Source organism: Phyllobacterium endophyticum (assembly GCF_003010935.1).
Lineage (GTDB): Bacteria > Pseudomonadota > Alphaproteobacteria > Rhizobiales > Rhizobiaceae > Phyllobacterium > Phyllobacterium endophyticum.
In genome coordinates, this window is the sequence record NZ_PGGN01000004.1 from 210,866 (window position 1) to 231,273 (window position 20,408).

Consider the following 20,408-nt stretch of genomic DNA (forward strand, 5'->3'; position numbering starts at 1 on the left):
TCGAGGGTGGTGTTTTACTTGCGCTGCGGGCCTTTGCGCTCTGCAGATGCGGCCCAGAGATTGACATTCGCGTCGCTGGCGAAGCTGTCGATCTCGGCAAGTTCAGCATCGGTGAATTCGAGATTTTCAAGTGATTTCACGCAGTCGATCACCTGTTGCGGTTTGCTGGCGCCGATAAGCGCTGTGGTAATGCGGCCTTTCCTGAGAACCCAGGCAATTGCCATCTGAGCGAGCGTCTGGCCGCGCTTGGACGCAATCTCATTGAGCGCACGAATGTTCGCGATATTGCTTTCGGTCAGGAAATCTGGATTGAGCGACTTCCCCTGCGCGGCCCGGCTTTGATCCGGCACACCCTTCAGATACTTGTCGGTAAGCATGCCTTGCGCCAATGGAGAAAACACCATGGAGCCGATGCCGAGATCTTCCAGAGTGTCGATCAATCCGTCTTCCTCGATCCAGCGGTTGATCATCGAATAGCTTGGCTGATGGATGAGGCAAGGTGTCCCGAGTTCCTCGAGGATAGCCGCCGCTTCGCGGGTGCGGTGCGAGTTATACGACGAAATGCCGACATATTGAGCCCGGCCGGATCGCACAATGTGATCGAGGGCCATCATCGTTTCTTCGAGAGGTGTATCCGGATCGAACCGGTGCGAATAGAAGATGTCGACATAGTCGAGGCCAAGACGCTTCAGACTTTGATCGCAGCTGGCGATGACGTATTTACGGCTTCCCCATTCGCCGTAGGGCCCTGGCCACATGTTGTAGCCCGCCTTGGACGAGATAATCAGCTCGTCACGATAGCCCTTGAAATCACTTCGCAAGATTTCGCCGAACGCTTCTTCAGCCGCCCCTGGAGGCGGGCCATAATTATTGGCAAGGTCGAAATGCGTAATGCCGAGGTCGAATGCCTGCCGGCAGATCGCCCGCTTGACATTGTGCGGCGTATCATGACCGAAATTGTGCCACAGACCCAATGAAATAGCTGGAAGTTTTAGCCCACTCCTGCCGCAACGGTTATATTTCATCGAATCGTAGCGCTTTGAATCCGGCGTCCAGCCCATAGCATCCGTCCTGTTCTCATCATGTATAGCAGCGCAGGGAAACGACTCCTGTTACGCGCGCCGGACTATGCCCCATACGCATGGTGATGTCATGATATGAATAGTGGCTGTTCTGTGATCTCAATTTTCCAGAGTGAGGTGAGCAATATATCCCGAGCGGCTTTCTCCGGCCGCTTGAGCCAAGGCATCAAGGCGACGCAGGACACGGCGGGGAAGAGTAATGTTCACACGCTCGATAGTATCGTCCAGAAGCGCTGGGTCGAGGGTGATGACGCCAATCAGCCACCCTGCATATTCAGGATTGGTTCGCAGCGCCTCCAACCCCGAAGGAGCAGGAATTGACTCTCCGGCATCAAGCGCGGCATCGATCCATGCGGCTGCGGCTTCTTCGGCGCCCGACATCGCTTCGTCCAGAGTGTCACCTGCAGAAAAGCATCCAGGCAAATCAGGAACAACGACCCCGAATGCTGTGGTTTCAGAACCAGGTTCAATGGCAATGGGATAACGCAAATCTTCCTCCTACAAGCCGGCCTGTTTATAGATGGCCTTAGCGAGCCCCACGCCCAAATCCTTCCTTGGATGTGGTACAACGACACAACCAGGTCGATCCGGATGTTTGAAGACGTGGTGCGAACCACGAATGCGGTCCAAAATCCATCCTGCCATGACAAGTTCCCGGATAATGTCCGCACTCTTCATGATGCGCATCATACACACTCAGACCTGATCCGTCAATTTCGAAGTGCTGAAGGCTAGCCATCCTTTATGACCTGGTCCTCATTGTCGAACCGATATATCCGGCCTGCATCAGGAGTTGCATAAAGTACGCCATCAACATCGAACCTGTGCTCTCCGAACAGGCGAACAGTCAGGGGGCCAAAATCGGTCTGAAGATAGATGATCGTATCGGCACCGAGGTGTTCGACATGGATAACCGCGCCTTTCCATTCGCCGGATGTCTTGCTGACCTGAATATGCTCCGGACGAATTCCAATCGTTTTGGCGCCACTTAGACCCAGCTTTGTGGCATCGATCAAGTTCATTTGCGGCGATCCGATAAAGCCGGCGACAAACACGGTCTGCGGCGCATTGTACAATTCCATGGGCGAGCCAACTTGTTCGATCCGTCCCTTGTTCAGCACGACGATCTTGTCGGCCAATGTCATCGCCTCGACCTGATCATGCGTCACATAGATCATCGTCGCCTTGAGTTGCCGGTGCAGACGCGCAATTTCGATGCGCGTGTTGACGCGCAGGGCCGCATCGAGGTTCGACAGCGGCTCGTCAAAAAGGAATAGCTGCGGCTCGCGAACGATGGCACGACCGATAGCGACGCGCTGACGTTGGCCACCGGAAAGCTCTGCCGGACGGCGTTCGAGATAGTCATCCAGCGACAACATGCTCGAGGCGATTCCAATGCGCTCCTTAATCTCTTCCGCGGGTTTTCCGGCCTGCTTCAGACCGAGCCCCATATTGTCTCGAACGGAAAGATGTGGATAGAGCGCATAAGTCTGGAAAACCATGGCGATGCCGCGCTTGGCCGGCGGTGTATTATTGACCTTTTTGCCATCGATGAGGATGTCGCCCGAAGTTGCGTCTTCAAGTCCGGCAATAACCCGCAACAATGTGGATTTGCCGCAACCGGACGGTCCGACAAAAATCACGAACTCGCCATCCTTGACTTCAAGATCGATGCCTTTCAGCACATCGACCTGACCGAAGGATTTGCGGATATTTTCAATCTTCAAAGAACCCAATGTCTTGTTCCCGCTTCTTGATTCAAATTCATAGATCAACTGGTTGGCCGGTGCGGACGCTTTGGTCCGCAGCAAGGCAGACACCGAGCGAGCGCACGGCATCCTGCATGTGCCGGCCAAGGTCGAGATCTTCGCGTATGGCCTTGAGAACAAACGCCTGTTCCAGATCACACAGTTCCTGATGTTCCGGTTCGCCGGCCATGCTTAGAAGTTCGTCGGCCCCGGCGAAGCGGCCATCCCGGCCGGTCTTCGCCGAGTGCAGGCGGATGGTAGACGTCTTGGTATGCGAGTCGATATCATCCGACTTTGCGTTCTGGTCCATGACGATGGAAACGCAACCGTTAGGTGAAATCACATCCTTCACGAAGAAAGCGGTTTCTGAGATCATCGGTCCCCACCCGGCCTCGTACCAGCCGACCGTCTTGTCATCGAACAACACCTGGAGATGACCGTAATTATACATGTCGGGGTCAATCTCATTGGAGAGGCGCACGCCCATGCCGCGCACCTGAACGGGGTTGGCGTCGGTAATTTGAAGCATGACATCGAGGTAGTGCACACCACAATCGACGATAGGCGACGTGGTCTTCATCAGCGACTTGTGCGTTTCCCACGTCGCGCCGCTCGATTGCTGATTGAGGTTCATGCGGAAAACATAGGGGCCGCCGAGTTTGCGTGCCTCGCTGATCAGTCGCATCCAGGAGGGGTGGTGGCGGAGGATATAGCCGATGACCAGTTTGCGTCCATGTGTTCTGGCGGCGGCCACAACGCGCTCTGCGTCTGCAACCGTCGTTGCCAATGGCTTCTCGACGAAAACGTCCGCGCCTGCCTCCATGGCGGCAATCGCATATCCCGCATGGCTATCGGAATAGGTATTGATCGAAACAAGATCCGGCTTCAAGTCCACCAGCGCCTGCTCGAAGGAGGAGTGGATCGTGTAGCCGGCAAGTTCATCCGGCAATGGCACAACGGAACGGTTGACAAGCCCGACGATCTTGAAGCCGGGGTTGTTGTGATAGGCGAGCGCATGGCTGCGCCCCATATTGCCCAGTCCCGCCACGAGTACCCGAACCGGCTTTTCTTCGATCATTTTACCGCTCCCGAGGTAATGCCGCGGATGAGCTGCCGCGAGAAAATGAGATAGAGAACAAGAACCGGCACAATAGCCAACGTTAACGCCGCAAGCACCGCATTCCAGTTGGTCACGAACTGGCCAATGAACACCTGCGAGCCGAGCGTCACGGTCTTGGTAGCGTCGCTCGGCGCAAGGATGAGCGGGAACCAAAGATCGTTCCAGATCGGGATCATGGTGAAAACAGCCACAGTGGCCATAGCGGGCCGCACGAGTGGCAGCACCAGCCGGAAGAAGATCGAGTACTCAGACAAGCCATCGATGCGCCCGGCATTCTTCAAATCATCCGACACGGTTTGCATGAATTCCGTTAGAATGAAGACGGCCAGGGGCAGGCCTTGTGCGGTGTAGACGAGTATGAGAGCGGTGAGCGTGTTGACCAGTCCGGCAGCAACCATGCCCTGCAGGATCGCCACCGTGCCGAGGCGGATCGGGATCATGATACCAAGCGCCAGATAAAGCCCCATCAACGTATTGCCGCGAAAGCGATATTCCGACAGTGCGAAAGCTGCCATTGCTCCGAACAGAAGGACGAAGAAGATCGAGACGCCTGTCACGATGAAACTGTTCTGGAAGTACAGAACGAAATCACCCTGTCCAAGTACAGTCTGGTAGCCGATCAGGCTGAAGGTCGACGGCGTAGGCAATCCCAGCGGATCGCGGAAAATCGATGCACGATCCTTGAACGAGTTGATGACGGTCAGAAATACCGGAAACAACGCGATCAGCGTATAGATGATGAGCGCCAGATGGACGATACCGGTGCGGACGGGCGATGCTGTTGGCTTTGCCATGATCTCGAGCCCTCAGAACTGATAGCGGCGCATTCGCCGCTGGATGGCAAACAGATAGAGGCAGACACCCGACAGAATGATGAGAAACATCACTGTCGCGATCGTCGCGCCCATGGATTTGTCGCCGATTTGCAACTGAAAACCGAAGAACGTCCGGTAAAGCAAGGTGCCTAGAATATCCGTCGCGCCGTCCGGTCCCGCGAGCGCACCCTGAACTGTATAAACCAGATCGAACGCATTGAAATTGCCGACGAAAGTCAGGATCGAGATGATGCCGATGGACGGCAGGATAAGCGGCAGCTTTATCTTCCAGAATTGGCTCCAGCCGGTAACGCCATCGCATTCCGCCGCCTCAAGAACCTCGTCGGGAATATTCAGCATGGCGGCATAGATCAGCATCATCGGAATGCCGACATATTGCCAGACCGAGATCAGCGAAACAGCGATCAAGGCGCTGCCAGGCTTGCCAAGCCACGGCGAGAACAGCGATTTCAGTCCGACCAGATCGAGCAGGAAAGGCGAAACGCCCCATATCGGCGAGAGAATGAGCTTCCAGATAAACCCTACGATGACAAAGGACAGCAATGTCGGCAGGAACATTGCGGTACGATAGAAGGCACCGAAGCGCAGCTTCGGCACTGACAACAGCGCAGCAAGGGCTACCCCGATCGGGTTTTGAACCAGCATATGGATGACAAAGAACACGAAGTTGTTGCGCAGCGCATTCCAGAAGCTGGCGGCCCATCGCGGATCGCCGAACAGGACCTGGAAATTGTCGAGGCCAACGAAGACACTCTGGTTATCCCTGACGTTGAACAGCGAAAGCCGGAGCGTTTCGACAAGCGGCAGGATCATCACAGCCGTGTAGACGAGCAGGGCTGGCAACAGGAAAACAAGGATGTGCCAGCGCCGGCGCCGCTTATCCTCGCCTTGACTGACAAATGATTGTTCGACTGTGCTCATTGATTTTGAGACCCCTGCTTATGATTATTGGTCGCAGAAGAACGCGGCCCGCGACTGCCGCTTTTCGATCATGGTAGCGCAAGGGCGGACCCGGCGACCAGATAAGGAAATAGCCGGGACCATCGCAAAGACGGCCCCGGCAATAGACTAATTATTTCGCAGGCTTGTACCAGCTGTCGAGACCGTCCTGAAGCTTCTTGGCGGCAGCCTCGGGCGTATCCGTGCCGTTGATGACGTTGGCCGCTTCAACCCAAGTTTCGTTCTCGAGATTCGGCGTGCCGCGCGACAGGATCTGATAGGTCGAACGGATTGTCGGCTTGCACTTTTCACGCCATGACACGAATTCCTGTGCCAGCGGATCCTGCATCTTTACCGGCGTTGAATTCAGGCTGAAGAAGCCCGGCAGAGCGTTGGCATAGATTTCGGCGAATTCCGGCGAGGCGACCCAGTCCAGGAACTTCTTTGCTTCTTCCGCATGCGCGCTCTTGGCATTCAGGCCAACACCGATATCGTTGTGGTCCGAGATGTAGCAGGCGTCACCGGCATTCTTCACCGGCGGCGGGAATGCTCCCATCTTGAACTGCGCCTGCGTATTGAACAGGCCGATTTCCCACGAACCGGCCGGATAGATAGCCGCACGTCCAAGGGTGAACAGGTTCTGGCTATCCGGATAGGTCTGTGCTTCAAAGCCATCACCGAGATAATCCTTCCACTTGAGAAGAACCTTGTAGGGCTCGACCCACTCGGGATCAGTCAGCTTTGCCTCGCCTTTGATGAGCTTGGCGCGACCTTCCTCGCCCTTCCAGTATGTTGGCCCGATGTTCTGGTAGCCCATCGTCGCGGCTTCCCAGAGGTCCTTGGTGCCCATGGCCATCGGTATGTACGTGCCATCGGCCTTGATCTTGTCGAGAGCCGCGAAAAACTCGGCTTCTGTCGTCGGAACGGCAATCCCGAGCTTGTCGAAGGCGTCCTTGTTGTAGATGAAGCCGTGGATGACCGATGCCATCGGCACGCAGAACGTGTCCTTGCCGTCGTCGGTCGTCCACGCGGACTTGGCTACGTCAGAGAAGTTCTTCATGCCCGGAAGGTCATTGAGGCTCGTCAGATTGCCGCGCTTGAACTGTTCCAGTGACTTGTCGAAAGGACGGCAGGTGATGATATCACCAGCACTGCCGGCATCGAAGCGCGCACCGAGGGCAGCATCATATTCCGTCGGCGGCGTCGGAGCGAATTTCACTTTGATACCCGGGTTCTTGGCTTCGAAAGCGGGAATGAGTTTTTCCTGCCAGACGCTAAGGTCGTCGGTACGCCAGCTTTCGATCGTCAGAGTTGTGTCGGCAGCGCGCGCAAATCCGGCAGTAGCCAGAATGCTCGTCGCCATAAGCAAAGTTTTTAAAGTCGTGCTTCCCATTTTAGTCTCCTGTTGCACCCTTTTGAGCAGTGCCGTTGATGAGAGCCCCGGATTCTTAACGAGAACCGAGACCCTCTTTGAGTTCCGAAAGCGCCGGGCGAAGCCTCTGTTGATTGCTTTCGAGAAGGTTTGATGCATTTTCGGCGTTCTCCGCACCAGCGGCGAGAAGAATCGCCAGCTTGACCGAGCCGCCGCTTGCTTTCAGCAATTTTGCTGCATGGCTCTCATCACAAGCGCTGATCGCCGAGACGATGCGCGTTGCACGCTCGCGCAGCTTGATATTGTCCGCTACGAGATTGACCATATACCCGTCATGGACATGACCAAGACGGATGGCCATCAAAGTGGACAACAGATTGAGTGCGATTTTCTGCGCGGTGCCCGCCCCCATGCGGGTTGAACCCGCAACCATTTCCGCCGGTGTTTCCAGCGCAATCGCTACGTCCGCCTTTTCAAACATCGGCACGGCAGGATTATTGGCGATCGAAATGACCTTGAGGCCGCGTTTCTTCGCTTCGTCGATTGCGGCGAGTGCATAGGGAGTTGTGCCGCTGGCGGAAATCGCGATCAGGCAATCACCTGCGACAAGTCCGGCCGCTGAAATATCGCTAGCGGCCTGGCTGGCGTCATCTTCGTAGGTTCCCGCCAGACGGTTGAGACTGGCGACACCGCCAGCCAACAGAATAACGACACGGTCGGGAGCAATACCATAGGTGCCGGGCAGTTCAAGCGCATCCGCCATCGCCATCAGCCCTGAACTGCCCGCTGCGGCATAGGCAAGACGCCCACCTGACGCGAGCGTGGTGGCAGCGATGATGGAAGCTTCTGCGATTGATTGCATGGCCTGCACGACCGAAGCGGCAGCTTCAAGCTGCGCCTCATGCAGCAGCCGCAAAACATCTACTGGAGATCTTTCGTCCAGCCCCCATGCCTTGTCGTTGTGCTGCTCTGTGCGGGTAAGTGCCACTGTTTGCTCCTCGTTCCCATAATTAATGCCAAAAAAATACCACTTGTCCAGCAATTCTTAAAATAAATCGGCAATCATTTAGTCCATAGGCAATTTAGTAAGCAAAATCAGCTACATTAAGAAAACAGAGGTCACACAGAAATTAACGCTTGGCTATTGGTATTTTATTGGTATTCTGAGTGCTGGAGGACGATTGAACGTGACTTATCTCCTTGGAATTGACGGTGGTGGAACGGCCTGCAGGGCGGCATTGGCCGACTTGAACGGCAATGTTATTGGCATCGGCAGGAGTGGTTCGGCCAATATCATGACCGACATGAACACCGCGCGCCTGAACATACTTGATGCGACGGAAGCAGCATTCAAGGCGGCGGGCATTGACGCTGCCGCCAGCGGAACGGTTTTTGCTGTGCTCGGTCTGGCGGGAGCCAATGTTGGCGGCAACGGCGCAAAGCTCGAAGCCTTGCTGCCGTTTCAAAAATCGCTTGTATATTCAGACGGGCTGATCGCGCTTCAGGGTGCACTCGGCGATCATGACGGTACTGTAGTGATACTCGGCACCGGTTCGGCCTATGTGACGAGGCTCGGCAACGATATCCGTTTCGCCGGCGGCTGGGGCTTCAAGGTTAGCGATCTCGGAGGCGGCGCCAGGCTTGGTCGGGACGCCCTGGAAGAGACCTTGCTAGCCTACGATCGGTTTCACCGCCGCTCGTTGATGACGGATGCCATCATGGAACGATTCGGTGGGAATCCGCACCGGATCGTTCAATTCGCTCATTCGGCAACGCCGAGTGATTTTGGCACGTTTGCTCCCCTTGTCTTCGAATATGCCTCGAAGAACGACGAAGTCGCGCTTGCTCTTTTGGACAAGACCCTTGCGCAGATCGAGGAAGGGCTGGACGCCATCATGCCCGATACCGGGATGCGCCTTTCCCTGTTGGGGGGCCTCGGCGCTCTCTACGGTGCGCGTCTGTCACCGCATTATCGCGCCATACTGCAGGCACCATCGAATGATGCGCTGACAGGCGCAGTCCAGCTCGCTGCGCGCAATTTCGCATCAAGGGAGGTTGCTCATGGGTGACGGACTGATCGATATTCTCCCCTCGCTGAACGATAGTTCTGCAGTCGGCGGTCCGCTTTACGTCAAGCTTCAACGGTTGATTGAAAAAGCGGTGCGCGACGGGAGGCTTATGCCCGGAGATGCGCTGCCGCCAGAGCGAGAACTTGCTGCAATCGCGGAGATATCGCGGGTGACCGTTCGCAAAGCCGTTCAGGGCCTCGTGAATGAAGGCCTTCTTGTTCAGCGTCATGGGTCCGGCACGTTTGTTGCACCGCGTTCGGCACGCGTCGAGCAATCCTTGTCCCACCTCACATCTTTCACGGAAGACATGGCAAGGCGTGGAATGATCGTCCGCTCCACGTGGCTCGACCGCGGAGTTTATGCACCTTCGCCAGAAGAAATGGTAACGCTCGGGTTATCGTCCGGAGAAAAGGTGGCCCGGATCAGCCGATTACGCGTGGCCAACGATACGCCAATGGCTATCGAACGAGCCGCGCTGTCCATTCATGTACTGCCAAATCCGGAACTCGTCACACTTTCACTCTATGCGGTATTGGCAGAGAGCGGAAACCGCCCGGTAAGAGCCATCCAACGCATTTCAGCGGCCATACTGAAGGAAAATGATGCTAAACTGCTCCAGGTTCCGGCGGGTTCCGCCAGCTTGAACATCGAGCGGATATCTTATCTCGAGTCGGGGAAGGTGATCGAGTTTACCCGGTCGATATACCGGGCCGACGCCTATGAATTCGTCGCCGAATTGAAGCTCGGCGAATCTTCGGAAATATCAGGAGCAGTGCTGTGAACACCAAAACGACCCTCATGCGGGAAGAAATCGTATCGATCCCCGATGTGACAGCTCGGTTCCTCGACGCCTCCCGCGAGACCCTTGCTGCCGCTGGCGCAAAGTTGCGCGAGAAGAACCCGCCCTTCCTTGCATCGATCGCCCGTGGCTCGTCCGATCATGTAAGTGCGTTCCTGAAATATTCGAGTGAGCTTACCGCAGGTATTCCCGTCGCCTCGCTCGGTCCTTCCGTTGCATCGATCTACGGGGTGACGTTGAAGCTCGGCTCCGCTGCAACACTGTCCATCTCGCAATCGGGCAAAAGCCCGGATATTGTCAGCATGACCAAAGCCGCAAGCGACAGTGGAGCGCTTACCATCGCCATCACCAACGTCATCAACTCTGATCTGGCCAATGCCGTCGACTTCCCGATCGACATTCTGGCCGGGGCAGAACGCAGTGTCGCCGCCACGAAATCGTTCGTAAGTTCGGCCGTTGCCGGCCTGGCACTGATCGGTCACTGGACGGGTGATCGGAAATTGCTGGCCGCCATTGACGATCTTCCGGCGGCTCTTGCCAAGGCAGTCGCCTGTGACTGGTCGCCCTTTGCAGGCGCGGTGACGGACGAGAATTCGCTATTCGTGCTGGGACGCGGTCCATCGCTGGCTATTGCTAACGAAATGGCATTGAAGTTCAAAGAAACAAGTGCGGTTCACGCGGAAGCGTTCAGTGCTGCGGAAGTCATGCATGGGCCCAAAGCGATTGTCGGCAAGGGCTTCCCGATCCTTGTTCTCGCGGCACGAGATGCAGCCGAAGATTCCCTGGTCGACGCTGCAGGTCGTTTGGCCGAGCAAGGCGCTGCGGTCTTTTTGACATCATCCAAACCATCGAAAGCGACTGGACTGCCGTTTGTGGCAACCTCACACCCGCTGACCGATCCACTGGCGCTGCTTGTCTCGTTCTATGCTTTCGTGGAAGGCTTCGCCCGCAGCCGCGGGCTCAATCCCGACGAACCGCCGCATCTACGAAAAGTGACCGAAACCATATGAGCACGATTTATGCCCTGACGGGCTCCGAGATTTTCGACGGCGAAATCTGGCACAGGGATTCAGCGCTGGTTGTCGAGGGTGGCGTGATCAAGAGCATCACGGCGCGATCGGATGTGTCGAATGACATTCGACATGTCGAATTGAATGGCGGCAAGCTGGTGCCGGGATTCATCGACGTCCAGGTCAACGGCGGTGGCGGCGTACTTCTCAACGACGGGCCAAATGTCGACGCTATTCGCACCATATGCGATGCGCATTTTGCGTTCGGCACCACTGCTTTGCTCCCGACGTTGATTACCGACACGCCAGAAATCACGGCAGCAGCTATCGCCGCTGGTAAGGCAGCCGCCCAGGAAAAAGTCGCAGGCTTCATTGGCCTGCACCTAGAAGGGCCGCACCTGTCATTGACGCATAAGGGTACGCACGACCCCAAATTGATCCGGCCAATGGGCGACGCCGATCTGCTCGCCATCATCGAAGCCGTGCAGCATTTGCCGGTGCTGCTCACCACCGTCGCACCGGAAACCGTGCCGGCTGACAAGATCAGGGCGATGGTAGATGCGGGGGTCATCGTCAGTCTCGGCCATAGCGGCGCCTCCTACGAAATAGCTATGGCGGCCAAGGATGCAGGCGCAACCATGGCAACGCATCTGTTCAACGCCATGAGCCAACTTGGCCATCGCAGTCCAGGCGTCGTGGGTGCCGTACTTGAATCAGGTGACCTGTCGGCCGGATTGATCGCCGACGGGTTTCATGTCGACAAGGCGTCGATGAGGATCGCGCTGCGAGCGAAGAAGGGGCCGGCGAAGATATTCCTGGTCACGGACGCGATGTCGACGATAGGCACCGACATAACTTCGTTCACGCTCAATGGCCGTACGATAACGCGCGCCGGTGGTCGCCTTACACTGGACGATGGTACGCTTGCAGGTGCCGACCTCGATATGATCTCCGCCGTCCGCTTCGTGCACCGCGAACTCGGTCTACCGCTGGATGAAGCCCTCCGGATGGCATCACTCTATCCGGCCGAAAGCATCCGCATCGACCATCATTATGGCCGGCTCGCCCCGGGCTATAGTGCAAACATCGTACATCTCGACGACGAGCTGGAGGTCGATCACGTCTGGATTGGCGGAGACTCTCACTACGTCCGTTGACGGAACAGGCCCGCCGGCCATACTTATCACCATCACCTCATGGGAGAACCGAGATGGCCAAGGACGCGCTGATCGTCGTCGATGTGCAGAACGACTTCTGTCCGGGGGGCGCCCTGGCGGTAGATGGCGGCGATGAGATCGTCCCCATCATCAACAAGCTTATCCAGCGCTTCGATCGCGTTATCCTCACGCAGGATTGGCATACACAAGGGCATTCGAGCTTTGCATCCTCGCATCGAGGCAAGGCACCGTTCGAAACGATCGTCATGCCCTATGGTGAGCAGACGCTCTGGCCGGATCATTGTATCCAGGGTTCGACAGGGGCAGACTTTCACCCCGATCTGGTCTGGACAAAAGCCGAGCTGGTGGTCCGCAAAGGTTTCCATCCTCACATCGACAGCTACTCGACGTTCTTTGAAAACGATCGCAAGACCCCTACCGGCCTTGCCGGCTATCTGCGCGAGCGCGGTATCACGAATGTAACTTTCGCTGGCCTCGCGACGGATTATTGCGTCGCATATTCCGCGCTGGACGCTATCGAGCACGGGTTTACCGCAGAGGTGCTGCTCGATGCATGCCGCGGCATCGATCTGGGCGGTTCGCTCGCTGCCATGACGGCAAAGATGCGCAAGGCCGGCGTTGTGCTGGTTTGACAGGCCCTCAAGAGTGAACAGCTGAGCATTTTTCCACAGCCTTCAACCAGGATATGAGTTTGCGGCCATAAAACTGTTGTTTGTCTGTCACATAATGAGGATACTGCTCCCAAGCGCACCTAGATGACGCCTTGTATGTTATGGGAGATTCATATGACCTTTCGCGGCACTTCACTGAGCCTGGCCCTCGCCGTTGTCCTCGCCTCATCCACCTCCTCGTTCGCCGTCACGGAGATAAGCTGGTGGCATGCGATGTCTGGTGCCAACAACGAGGTTGTCAATACGCTTTCCAAGGAATTCAACGAAAGCCAGAGCGACTATAAGGTCGTTCCGGTGTTCAAAGGCACTTATCCCGAGACGCTGAATGCAGGCATCGCGGCCTTCCGCGCCAAGCAGGCACCTGACATTATCCAGGTATTCGACGCCGGCACCGGGGTCATGATGGCTGCCGAGGGCGCGATCAAGCCCGTGGCCGACATCCTTTCCATGGGCGGTGCCAAGTTCGACAAGAGCCTCTACCTGCCTGGCATCGTCGCCTATTATTCCAAACCCGACGGCACGATGCTGTCTTTCCCTTATAACAGCTCCTCGCCAATCCTTTATTACAACAAGGACATTTTCAAGAAGGCCGGGATCGACGACAGCAATCCGCCGAAGACATGGCCGGAAGTCTGGGAAGCAGCGAAGAAAATCAAGACAAGCGGTGCTGCCAAATGCGGCTACACATCGGCTTGGCTGACCTGGATCCACACGGAAAATTTCGCCGCCTGGAACAACCTGCCCTGGGGTTCGAACGAAAACGGCATCGGCGGCACCGATGTCGAGCTGGAGATCAACGCACCGATCTACGTCAAGCACTTCCAGGAACTCGCCGATCTCGCGAAGGATGGTACTTTCCGTTACGGAGGCCGTACTTCTGAAGCCAAACAGCTTTTCCTTTCGGGCGAATGCGGCATTTACAACGACTCGTCCGGCGGTCTTGGTGATGTCATCAAGTCGGGTATGAATTACGGCACCGGACAGTTGCCCTATGAGCCCGAGGCAAAGGACGCTCCCCAGAACACGATCCCTGGCGGTGCAAGCCTCTGGGTCTTCGCAGGCAAGAGCGACGACCAGTACAAGGGCGTAGCAGCCTTCTTCAATTTCCTCTCCAAGACCGAAATCCAGGCCCGCCTGCATCAGGTTTCGGGCTATTTGCCGGTAACTCTGGCGGCCTACGAGGAAACGAAAAAGTCTGGATTCTACGACAAGAATCCCGGCCGCGAGACGCCGATCCAGCAGATGATGGGCAAGGCACCGACCGAAAACTCCAAGGGTGTCCGGCTTGTCAACCTGCCGCAGGTTCGCGATATTCAGAATGAGGAATTCGAAAACATGCTGTCTGGAAAGCAGACTGCCCAGCAGGCTCTCGACAATGCCGTCAAGCGTGGCAATGCTGCAATAAAACAGGCAATCGGCCAGTAGATTTTCACGTGGTGACCGCCCCGTCCGTAATCCTGCGGGCGGGGCTTTTTACGAACGGGACATTCATGGCATCGTCAACGCGCGTCACTTTCCCAAACAAGCTATTGCCCTATGTTCTCCTGGCACCACAACTCGCCATCACAGCAATATTCTTTTATTGGCCCGCATCACAGGCAATCTATCAATCCGTTCTGCGGGAGGATCCTTTCGGGTTGTCCACGCAGTTTGTTGGTCTCGACAATTTCCGGCGGGTACTCGGGGACCCGAACTATCTTAATTCGCTCCAGGTCACTCTGATTTTCTCCGTAGCCACTGCGCTCATCGCTATGGCGCTTGCCTTGCTCCTTGCCGTAATGGCCGACAAGGTTATCCGCGGCAAAGGCATCTATCGAACGCTGATGATCTGGCCCTATGCGGTCGCACCGGCTATTGCCGGCATGCTTTGGCTTTTTCTGTTCAATCCGTCTATGGGCACTCTCGCCTATCTTGTCCGCTCGACTGGCTATAATTGGGACCCTCTACTTAATGGCGATCAGGCGATGGTTTTGATCGTCTCGGCAGCCGCATGGAAACAGATCAGCTATAATTTCCTGTTCTTCGTCGCCGGCCTGCAGTCCATCCCGAAATCACTGATCGAAGCCGCAGCCATCGATGGGGCAGGCGAAACAAAGCGCTTCTGGACCATCGTCTTTCCGCTGCTTGCTCCGACAACGTTCTTTCTGCTGGTGGTCAATACCGTCTATGCCTTCTTCGATACGTTCGGCATCATTCACGCGGTAACCGGAGGCGGCCCAGGCAAGGCTACGGAAACACTGGTCTACAAGGTATACAATGACGGCTTCGTCAATCTCATCCTTGGCGACTCGGCCGCTCAATCAGTGATCCTCATGATCATTGTCATCGGTCTGACGGCGATTCAGTTCCGCTATGTCGAGCGCAAAGTGCACTATGGCTGAGGACAGATCATGATCCAGAACAATCCCATCGGCCGGCTGATCGCCCATGCCATATTGATCATCGGTATATTGATCGTGGCGTTCCCGATCTACTATACGTTCATCGCCTCGACCCAATCGCTCCAGGAAATCCTGCGCCCGCCATTATCATTGCTGCCCGGTGGGCACTTTTGGGAGAATTACTCGGCAGCGCTCTTCGGTGGCGTAGGCCGCATCGGTGGTGTCGGCGTGGATCGGCTCCTGTTCAACACTCTGGTCATGGCTCTCGGAATTGCGATCGGCAAGATCTGTATTTCGATCCTGTCGGCTTACGCGATCGTCTTTTTCCGCTTTCCCGGGCGCATGATCTTTTTCTGGCTCATCTTCATAACCCTGATGCTGCCCGTCGAAGTCCGCATATTGCCCACCTACAAGATTATGGTCGATCTCGGTCTGATCGACACTTATACGGGGTTGATCCTGCCGCTCATGGCCTCTGCAACCGCAACCCTGCTCTTTCGCCAGTTTTTCATGACAATCCCCGGCGAACTTGTCGAAGCTGCACGCGTCGACGGCGCAGGACCATGGCGGTTCTTCAAGGATATTCTGCTACCGCTGTCGAAGACCAATATCGCGGCCCTCTTCGTGATCCTCTTCATCTATGGCTGGACGCAATATCTCTGGCCCCTTTTGATGACGAACCGCAACGACATGTCGACCATCGTCATTGGTCTGCGAAAAATGATTTCCTTCGCCGATGCCGATACCGAATGGCACCTGGTGATGGTGACCTGCATTCTCGCCATACTGCCTCCAGTCCTCGTCGTCGTGTTGATGCAGCGATGGTTCGTGCGCGGTTTGGTCGAAACGGAGAAATGATACCGATATGGCAAATGTAGAATTGACAAATGTCCGCAAAGTCTATGGTAGCTCCGTCGAAGCAGTGAAGGGCATCAACATCGCCATCGATGATGGTGCGCTGTGCGTGCTGGTCGGTCCCTCGGGTTGCGGGAAATCGACCCTCTTGCGCATGATCGCGGGGCTCGAATCCATTACGGATGGCACCGTCAAAATCGACAACAAGCTGGTCAATGACCTCGGACCTGCCGAACGCGATATCGCGATGGTATTTCAGAATTATGCGCTCTATCCGCATATGAAAGTCTACGACAACATGGCCTACGGTCTGCGAAACCGTGGAATGCCAAAGGACCAGATCGACAAACGTGTGAAAGATGCGGCCCAAATCCTTGAACTGACTCAGCTTCTGGAACGCCGCCCCAAGGAACTCTCAGGCGGCCAGCGCCAGCGTGTCGCCATGGGCCGCGCTATAGTGCGCAGTCCGAAAGTGTTTCTTTTCGATGAGCCACTTTCCAACCTTGATGCCAAGCTGCGCGGCCAGATGCGGGTCGAGATCAAGAACCTGCAGCGGCAGTTGGGCGTGACGAGCGTCTATGTTACCCATGACCAGCTTGAAGCCATGACACTTGCAGACATTCTTGTTGTCATGAACGCCGGTTCGGTAGAACAGATCGGCGCACCGCTCGATATTTACGAGAAGCCGGCCAGCACGTTCGTCGCCAGCTTCATCGGCGCACCGCCCATGAATCTCGTGCCGGTCACAGCCGACGGCTCGGGACTGGTGCTGGGTGATGGCACACGCATCGGTGCTGAAGGACTGGTTATTCCAGGCAATGGAGCGTTGATCGGTTTCCGTCCCGAAGACCTTGAAGTATCCGCTGGCACAGACACGCATGCCGGAGGGCTGGCTCTTGATCTCAAGGTCCTCGGCGTCGAGCCGGTGGGCGCGGAAAGTTACGTCTATGGCATGGTTGGCGGTGAACGTGTTGTGGTGAGGGTTCCTGGCCGCTCAACCTCGCAGACCGAGGATCACCTGCGTGTGATCATACCGGCGGACAAGCTGCATCTCTTTGGAACCGACGGAAAGAGAATCTCATCCGAGTAAGCTGAGACTCTCTTTCAACTGCACGTTACCAGCTTGGAACAGCGGCACCCTTGTACTTTTCAAGAATAAACTGCTTCACCGGATCCGAGTGGTAGGACTCGATGAGCGTCTTCACCCAAGGCTTGTCCTTGTCGGCGGTGCGAACAGCGATAAGATTGATGTAGGGTGCTTTTTCGCCTTCCTTGAGGATCGTGCCGTTCATCGGATCGAGACCCGCCTCGAGTGCGTAGTTGGTATTGATCGCGGCGGCATCCACGTCGTCAATCGAACGCGGCAATTGGGCGGCATCAAGCTCGACGAACTTGAAGTTCTTCTTGTTTTCCGTGATGTCGGCAGGCGTCACCTTCAGGCCTGTGCCTTCCTTCAACTTGATCGCGCCCCTGTCGGCCAAGATCAGCAGGGCACGGCCACCATTCGTCGGATCGTTCGGAATTGCGATGGTTGCCCCATCGGCCAACTCATCGAAACTCTTCACCTTTTTCGAATAGACGCCCATGGGAAAATTGACTGTATAGGCGACATCGACCAGATCGAACTTGCGATCAGCGATCTGATTGTCGAGGTAAGGCTTGTGCTGGAATGAGTTTGCATCGAGCTCACCGTCGTTCAGCGCCTGATTTGGTACGACGTAGTCTGAGAACTCCAGAATCTCTATATCGAGACCCTTCGGCTTGGCGACCTCCGCGACCTTTTCCAGAATTTGCGCGTGCTCGCCGGGTGTAACTCCGATCTTGATAGTTTCGGCCAGCGCACCGGTCGCGCCGAGGATAGCCGCCAGGGCTGCTACGCCAAGTATTTTTTTCAACATTTCATACTCCTGCTTTTTATATGAATTCAACGGGGCCGGCTGCGCTTGTCGAATTGCCGCGCCAACCGGTCGCCTGCGCTCTGGACGAGTTGGACCAGCACGATAAGCACCACGACCACCACCGCCATGACGTCAGGCATGAAGCGCTGATAGCCGTAGCGAATACCGAGGTCGCCCAGACCACCGCCGCCAATCGCGCCGACCATTGCCGCATATCCTATCAGGCTTACGATCGTCAGGGTGAGCGCGGACGCAATGCCGGGCCGGGCCTCGGCAAGCAGCACCTTGAAGACGATCTGCATCGGGCTTGCACCCATGGCACGCGCTGCTTCAGTCAGACCAGGATCGACTTCGCGAACTGCTGTTTCGACCAGTCGGGCAACGAAGGGAATTGTCGCAATCGTCAGCGGAACGATTGCAGCAGTGGTTCCGATCGAGGTCCCGGCGACGAGCCGTGTGAACGGAATGATGGCAACCACAAGGATGATGAATGGCGTGGAACGCGTCGCGTTGACGATGGCGCCAAGCACCTTGTTGACCCAAGGTGCAGCAAAAAGTTCACCCCGGCCGCTCGTCGCCAGAAAAACGCCGAGGGGGATACCGAACAGGGAACCGATCAGGCCAGCGACCGCCACCATGTACAATGTCTGACCCGTAGCCTTGACGATAAGAGCGATGATGTCAGCGGACATAACCTACCACCTCCGATAACAGGCCGTGAGTGGCGAGGAACTGCCGGGCCGCAGCAATTTTTACCTCGTCGGCACGCAGGGAAACCACCAGCATACCGAATGGACGTCCGGCAATTTCATCGACCGCACCGGCCATGATGTTGACTTCGATACCCAGTTCGCTGCCGAGTCGAGCAAGCATGGGCTCCGTCGCATTCTCGCCCTTGAATATGACACGGAGAATGGTGCGCGAGCCGGGCTCGGGTTGCGGCGACATACGGCTCGTCAGGAACTCCGGCAGGTGCATGCCCGCAAGGCCGCCGAGCAGCGCCTGCGTCGTTTCGTGTGTATGTCCGGTGAACACATCGAATGTCGACCCCTTCTCGACGATGCGGCCACCGTCGATGACCGCCACATGGTCGGCGATGGCCTTCACAACTTCCATTTCATGGGTGATCAGAAGAACGGTAAGGCCGAGTTCCTTGTTGATCGTCCGCAGCAAGGCAAGGATTGAACGCGTAGTTTCCGGGTCAAGTGCCGAGGTGGCTTCGTCGGAGAGCAAAAGCTTCGGCTCGGTCGCAAGCGCTCGGGCGATGCCGATGCGCTGCTTCTGACCGCCTGAAAGCTCCGAAGGATAACGCCCACGCTTGTCAGCCAGGCCGACCAGATCTAGCAGAGGCCCCACGCGGTTTTCTATGTCTTGCTTGCCCATGCCGGCAATCTCCAGCGGCAAGGCGACATTGCCGAAGGCAGTACGCGAGGAGAGCAAATTGAAATGCTGGAAGATCATGCCAATCGAACGGCGCACAGCGCGCAAGTTCTTTTCGTCCACTCCCGAAATATCCACACCGTCGACGAGAACACGGCCTGAACTTGGCTTTTCCAGTCCATTGACGAGCCGGATCAGAGTTGACTTTCCCGCGCCGGAACGTCCGATGATTCCGGTTACCGACCCACGGGGTACCACGAGTTCGATGTCGTCCAGCGCCACCACTTCGGCGCCGGTTTTCCCAGCGGCAAAGCGCTTGGAGACGCGTTCGAACGCAACCATTGGATTGGTCGTCCTGGACATGGTCGCTTTGTCAACCGGAAGCACTTGCGGCGCGCTCGTTGCCGCGTCTCTTATAACAGCCATATTCATTTGCGGCGCTCGCACGTCCGCCCTGTTGCCTTTTTACGGCCGTCTATACAGACCATCTGCGAGTTTCGATAGACCTTGACGGAAGACATCGACATTTTCGGCTCTGATTGGGGAGAACAACACATTGTTGAACAGACGATAAGCAATGACGTGTGTCGCTTACACACAGCTCATTTCATATTTGCCCAGGTTTCGGGAATGTCTTTCCAGTAAGGAGGCATCAGATAGAACATCGACTTCCGATCCTGCTCGATGACATAATTCGACTTGAAAGCGCTTGATATTTGCTCAATAAGAGCTAATGCCTAAGAGCTACCCGATCGGTCTGGTCACAGATTGAAAAAACCTTGGTCACCGAATATATTTGAGTAACAAAAGAATTTTTGAGCAATATTACTTTTGAGGTTAAGCCTAAATTCAACATATAGTTGCAAATAAAGAAATAGCCGCGTTTTCAGGTGTTAATACCGTGTAGTCCCCAAATTTTATCTTAACCACGCTGCACCACAAAGGGATAAAGACATTGGTAACTAACAGAAAAAATGCTAAGTATATTAACCAATGCCGAACGCAAAAAAACTAACATGGGTCAAAGATGAACTCACCTGCCTGAGGTCTGTGCGTGCGATTGTCCAATT

The 20,408-nt window shown here is 55.9% G+C and carries 21 protein-coding genes; 9 read left to right on the forward strand and 12 right to left on the reverse strand.

Going from position 1 to position 20,408, the window contains the following annotated elements; genetic code table 11:
• Positions 1-14: 14 nt before the first annotated feature.
• The 9 genes from mgrA to CU100_RS19275 all read right to left on the reverse strand — a co-directional run bounded on the left by mgrA (position 15) and on the right by CU100_RS19275 (position 8,085).
• Positions 15-1,061 (reverse strand): L-glyceraldehyde 3-phosphate reductase, encoded by a 1,047-nt coding sequence (gene mgrA / locus CU100_RS19235; RefSeq protein ID WP_106718216.1) that lies wholly within the window; start codon positions 1,059-1,061, stop codon positions 15-17.
• A gap of 120 nt (positions 1,062-1,181) precedes the next feature.
• Positions 1,182-1,571 carry a type II toxin-antitoxin system HicB family antitoxin gene (locus CU100_RS19240; protein ID WP_106718217.1) on the reverse strand — a complete coding sequence of 130 codons (390 nt, stop codon included), beginning with the start codon at positions 1,569-1,571 and terminating at the stop codon, positions 1,182-1,184.
• A gap of 9 nt (positions 1,572-1,580) precedes the next feature.
• Positions 1,581-1,772 (reverse strand): type II toxin-antitoxin system HicA family toxin, encoded by a 192-nt coding sequence (locus CU100_RS19245; RefSeq protein ID WP_342588318.1) that lies wholly within the window; start codon positions 1,770-1,772, stop codon positions 1,581-1,583.
• 41 nt (positions 1,773-1,813) lie between these two features.
• Positions 1,814-2,818, reverse strand: a complete 1,005-nt coding sequence (locus tag CU100_RS19250) for an ABC transporter ATP-binding protein (RefSeq protein ID WP_106718647.1) — start codon at positions 2,816-2,818, stop codon at positions 1,814-1,816.
• Between the two features lie 28 nt (positions 2,819-2,846).
• Positions 2,847-3,908 (reverse strand): Gfo/Idh/MocA family protein, encoded by a 1,062-nt coding sequence (locus tag CU100_RS19255; protein WP_106718218.1) that lies wholly within the window; start codon positions 3,906-3,908, stop codon positions 2,847-2,849.
• Positions 3,905-4,744, reverse strand: coding sequence for a carbohydrate ABC transporter permease (locus tag CU100_RS19260; RefSeq protein WP_106718219.1), 840 nt, complete (start codon positions 4,742-4,744; stop codon positions 3,905-3,907). Before CU100_RS19260 ends, CU100_RS19255 begins: the two co-directional genes overlap by 4 nt.
• A gap of 12 nt (positions 4,745-4,756) precedes the next feature.
• The gene (locus tag CU100_RS19265) at positions 4,757-5,707 is read right to left on the reverse strand and encodes a carbohydrate ABC transporter permease (protein WP_106718220.1); all 951 of its coding nucleotides are present in this window, start codon (positions 5,705-5,707) and stop codon (positions 4,757-4,759) included.
• Positions 5,708-5,858: 151 nt separating this feature from the next.
• Complete coding sequence (locus CU100_RS19270; protein WP_106718221.1) at positions 5,859-7,118, reverse strand: ABC transporter substrate-binding protein; 1,260 nt, start codon at positions 7,116-7,118, stop codon at positions 5,859-5,861.
• Between the two features lie 55 nt (positions 7,119-7,173).
• Positions 7,174-8,085 carry an N-acetylmuramic acid 6-phosphate etherase gene (locus tag CU100_RS19275; RefSeq protein WP_106718222.1) on the reverse strand — a complete coding sequence of 304 codons (912 nt, stop codon included), beginning with the start codon at positions 8,083-8,085 and terminating at the stop codon, positions 7,174-7,176.
• A gap of 199 nt (positions 8,086-8,284) precedes the next feature.
• On the opposite strand from CU100_RS19275, the gene CU100_RS19280 reads away from it, so the two are divergent.
• The 9 genes from CU100_RS19280 (at position 8,285) to ugpC (ending at position 17,150) form a co-directional block, all read left to right on the forward strand.
• Positions 8,285-9,166, forward strand: coding sequence for a BadF/BadG/BcrA/BcrD ATPase family protein (locus CU100_RS19280; protein WP_106718648.1), 882 nt, complete (start codon positions 8,285-8,287; stop codon positions 9,164-9,166).
• Positions 9,159-9,947: a GntR family transcriptional regulator gene (locus tag CU100_RS19285; RefSeq protein WP_106718223.1), complete on the forward strand. Its 789-nt coding sequence runs from the start codon at positions 9,159-9,161 to the stop codon at positions 9,945-9,947. The genes CU100_RS19280 and CU100_RS19285 overlap by 8 nt, the downstream gene beginning before the upstream one ends.
• A 17-nt stretch (positions 9,948-9,964) precedes the next feature.
• Positions 9,965-10,975, forward strand: coding sequence for an SIS domain-containing protein (locus CU100_RS19290; RefSeq protein ID WP_106718649.1), 1,011 nt, complete (start codon positions 9,965-9,967; stop codon positions 10,973-10,975).
• The gene (gene nagA / locus CU100_RS19295; protein WP_106718224.1) at positions 10,972-12,132 is read left to right on the forward strand and encodes an N-acetylglucosamine-6-phosphate deacetylase; all 1,161 of its coding nucleotides are present in this window, start codon (positions 10,972-10,974) and stop codon (positions 12,130-12,132) included. Before CU100_RS19290 ends, nagA begins: the two co-directional genes overlap by 4 nt.
• Positions 12,133-12,185: 53 nt before the next feature.
• Positions 12,186-12,785 carry a bifunctional nicotinamidase/pyrazinamidase gene (gene pncA / locus CU100_RS19300; RefSeq protein ID WP_106718225.1) on the forward strand — a complete coding sequence of 200 codons (600 nt, stop codon included), beginning with the start codon at positions 12,186-12,188 and terminating at the stop codon, positions 12,783-12,785.
• A gap of 153 nt (positions 12,786-12,938) precedes the next feature.
• Complete coding sequence (gene ugpB / locus CU100_RS19305) at positions 12,939-14,249, forward strand: sn-glycerol-3-phosphate ABC transporter substrate-binding protein UgpB (protein ID WP_106718226.1); 1,311 nt, start codon at positions 12,939-12,941, stop codon at positions 14,247-14,249.
• A gap of 65 nt (positions 14,250-14,314) precedes the next feature.
• On the forward strand, positions 14,315-15,205 hold the full coding sequence (gene ugpA / locus CU100_RS19310) for a sn-glycerol-3-phosphate ABC transporter permease UgpA (protein ID WP_106718227.1): 891 nt from the start codon (positions 14,315-14,317) through the stop codon (positions 15,203-15,205).
• Between the two features lie 9 nt (positions 15,206-15,214).
• Positions 15,215-16,063, forward strand: a complete 849-nt coding sequence (ugpE, locus tag CU100_RS19315; protein ID WP_106718228.1) for a sn-glycerol-3-phosphate ABC transporter permease UgpE — start codon at positions 15,215-15,217, stop codon at positions 16,061-16,063.
• A gap of 7 nt (positions 16,064-16,070) precedes the next feature.
• Entirely contained in the window at positions 16,071-17,150 is a 1,080-nt protein-coding gene (ugpC, locus tag CU100_RS19320; RefSeq protein ID WP_106718229.1) for a sn-glycerol-3-phosphate ABC transporter ATP-binding protein UgpC, read from the forward strand.
• Positions 17,151-17,175: 25 nt separating this feature from the next.
• Here the strand turns inward: ugpC and CU100_RS19325 are convergent, their stop codons facing one another.
• The 3 genes from CU100_RS19325 to CU100_RS19335 are packed head-to-tail and all read right to left on the reverse strand — an operon-like array spanning position 17,176 to position 19,680.
• Positions 17,176-17,955, reverse strand: a complete 780-nt coding sequence (locus CU100_RS19325; RefSeq protein WP_106718650.1) for a MetQ/NlpA family ABC transporter substrate-binding protein — start codon at positions 17,953-17,955, stop codon at positions 17,176-17,178.
• A gap of 29 nt (positions 17,956-17,984) precedes the next feature.
• Positions 17,985-18,650: a methionine ABC transporter permease gene (locus tag CU100_RS19330; protein WP_106718230.1), complete on the reverse strand. Its 666-nt coding sequence runs from the start codon at positions 18,648-18,650 to the stop codon at positions 17,985-17,987.
• Positions 18,640-19,680 (reverse strand): methionine ABC transporter ATP-binding protein, encoded by a 1,041-nt coding sequence (locus tag CU100_RS19335; RefSeq protein ID WP_106718651.1) that lies wholly within the window; start codon positions 19,678-19,680, stop codon positions 18,640-18,642. The genes CU100_RS19330 and CU100_RS19335 overlap by 11 nt, the downstream gene beginning before the upstream one ends.
• Positions 19,681-20,408: the final 728 nt, after the last annotated feature.

Bases quoted from the DNA above. Each gene is read 5' to 3' on its own strand.
- mgrA (WP_106718216.1), bottom strand. From the start codon at position 1,061: ATGGGCTGGACGCCGGATTCAAAGCGCTACGATTCGATGAAATATAAC.
- CU100_RS19245 (WP_342588318.1), bottom strand. From the start codon at position 1,772: ATGATGCGCATCATGAAGAGTGCGGACATTATCCGGGAACTTGTCATG.
- CU100_RS19255 (WP_106718218.1), bottom strand. From the start codon at position 3,908: ATGATCGAAGAAAAGCCGGTTCGGGTACTCGTGGCGGGACTGGGCAAT.
- CU100_RS19260 (WP_106718219.1), bottom strand. From the start codon at position 4,744: ATGGCAAAGCCAACAGCATCGCCCGTCCGCACCGGTATCGTCCATCTG.
- CU100_RS19265 (WP_106718220.1), bottom strand. From the start codon at position 5,707: ATGAGCACAGTCGAACAATCATTTGTCAGTCAAGGCGAGGATAAGCGG.
- CU100_RS19270 (WP_106718221.1), bottom strand. From the start codon at position 7,118: ATGGGAAGCACGACTTTAAAAACTTTGCTTATGGCGACGAGCATTCTG.
- CU100_RS19285 (WP_106718223.1), top strand. From the start codon at position 9,159: ATGGGTGACGGACTGATCGATATTCTCCCCTCGCTGAACGATAGTTCT.
- CU100_RS19290 (WP_106718649.1), top strand. From the start codon at position 9,965: ATGCGGGAAGAAATCGTATCGATCCCCGATGTGACAGCTCGGTTCCTC.
- nagA (WP_106718224.1), top strand. From the start codon at position 10,972: ATGAGCACGATTTATGCCCTGACGGGCTCCGAGATTTTCGACGGCGAA.
- pncA (WP_106718225.1), top strand. From the start codon at position 12,186: ATGGCCAAGGACGCGCTGATCGTCGTCGATGTGCAGAACGACTTCTGT.
- ugpB (WP_106718226.1), top strand. From the start codon at position 12,939: ATGACCTTTCGCGGCACTTCACTGAGCCTGGCCCTCGCCGTTGTCCTC.
- ugpA (WP_106718227.1), top strand. From the start codon at position 14,315: ATGGCATCGTCAACGCGCGTCACTTTCCCAAACAAGCTATTGCCCTAT.
- ugpE (WP_106718228.1), top strand. From the start codon at position 15,215: ATGATCCAGAACAATCCCATCGGCCGGCTGATCGCCCATGCCATATTG.
- ugpC (WP_106718229.1), top strand. From the start codon at position 16,071: ATGGCAAATGTAGAATTGACAAATGTCCGCAAAGTCTATGGTAGCTCC.
- CU100_RS19330 (WP_106718230.1), bottom strand. From the start codon at position 18,650: ATGTCCGCTGACATCATCGCTCTTATCGTCAAGGCTACGGGTCAGACA.
- CU100_RS19335 (WP_106718651.1), bottom strand. From the start codon at position 19,680: ATGGTTGCGTTCGAACGCGTCTCCAAGCGCTTTGCCGCTGGGAAAACC.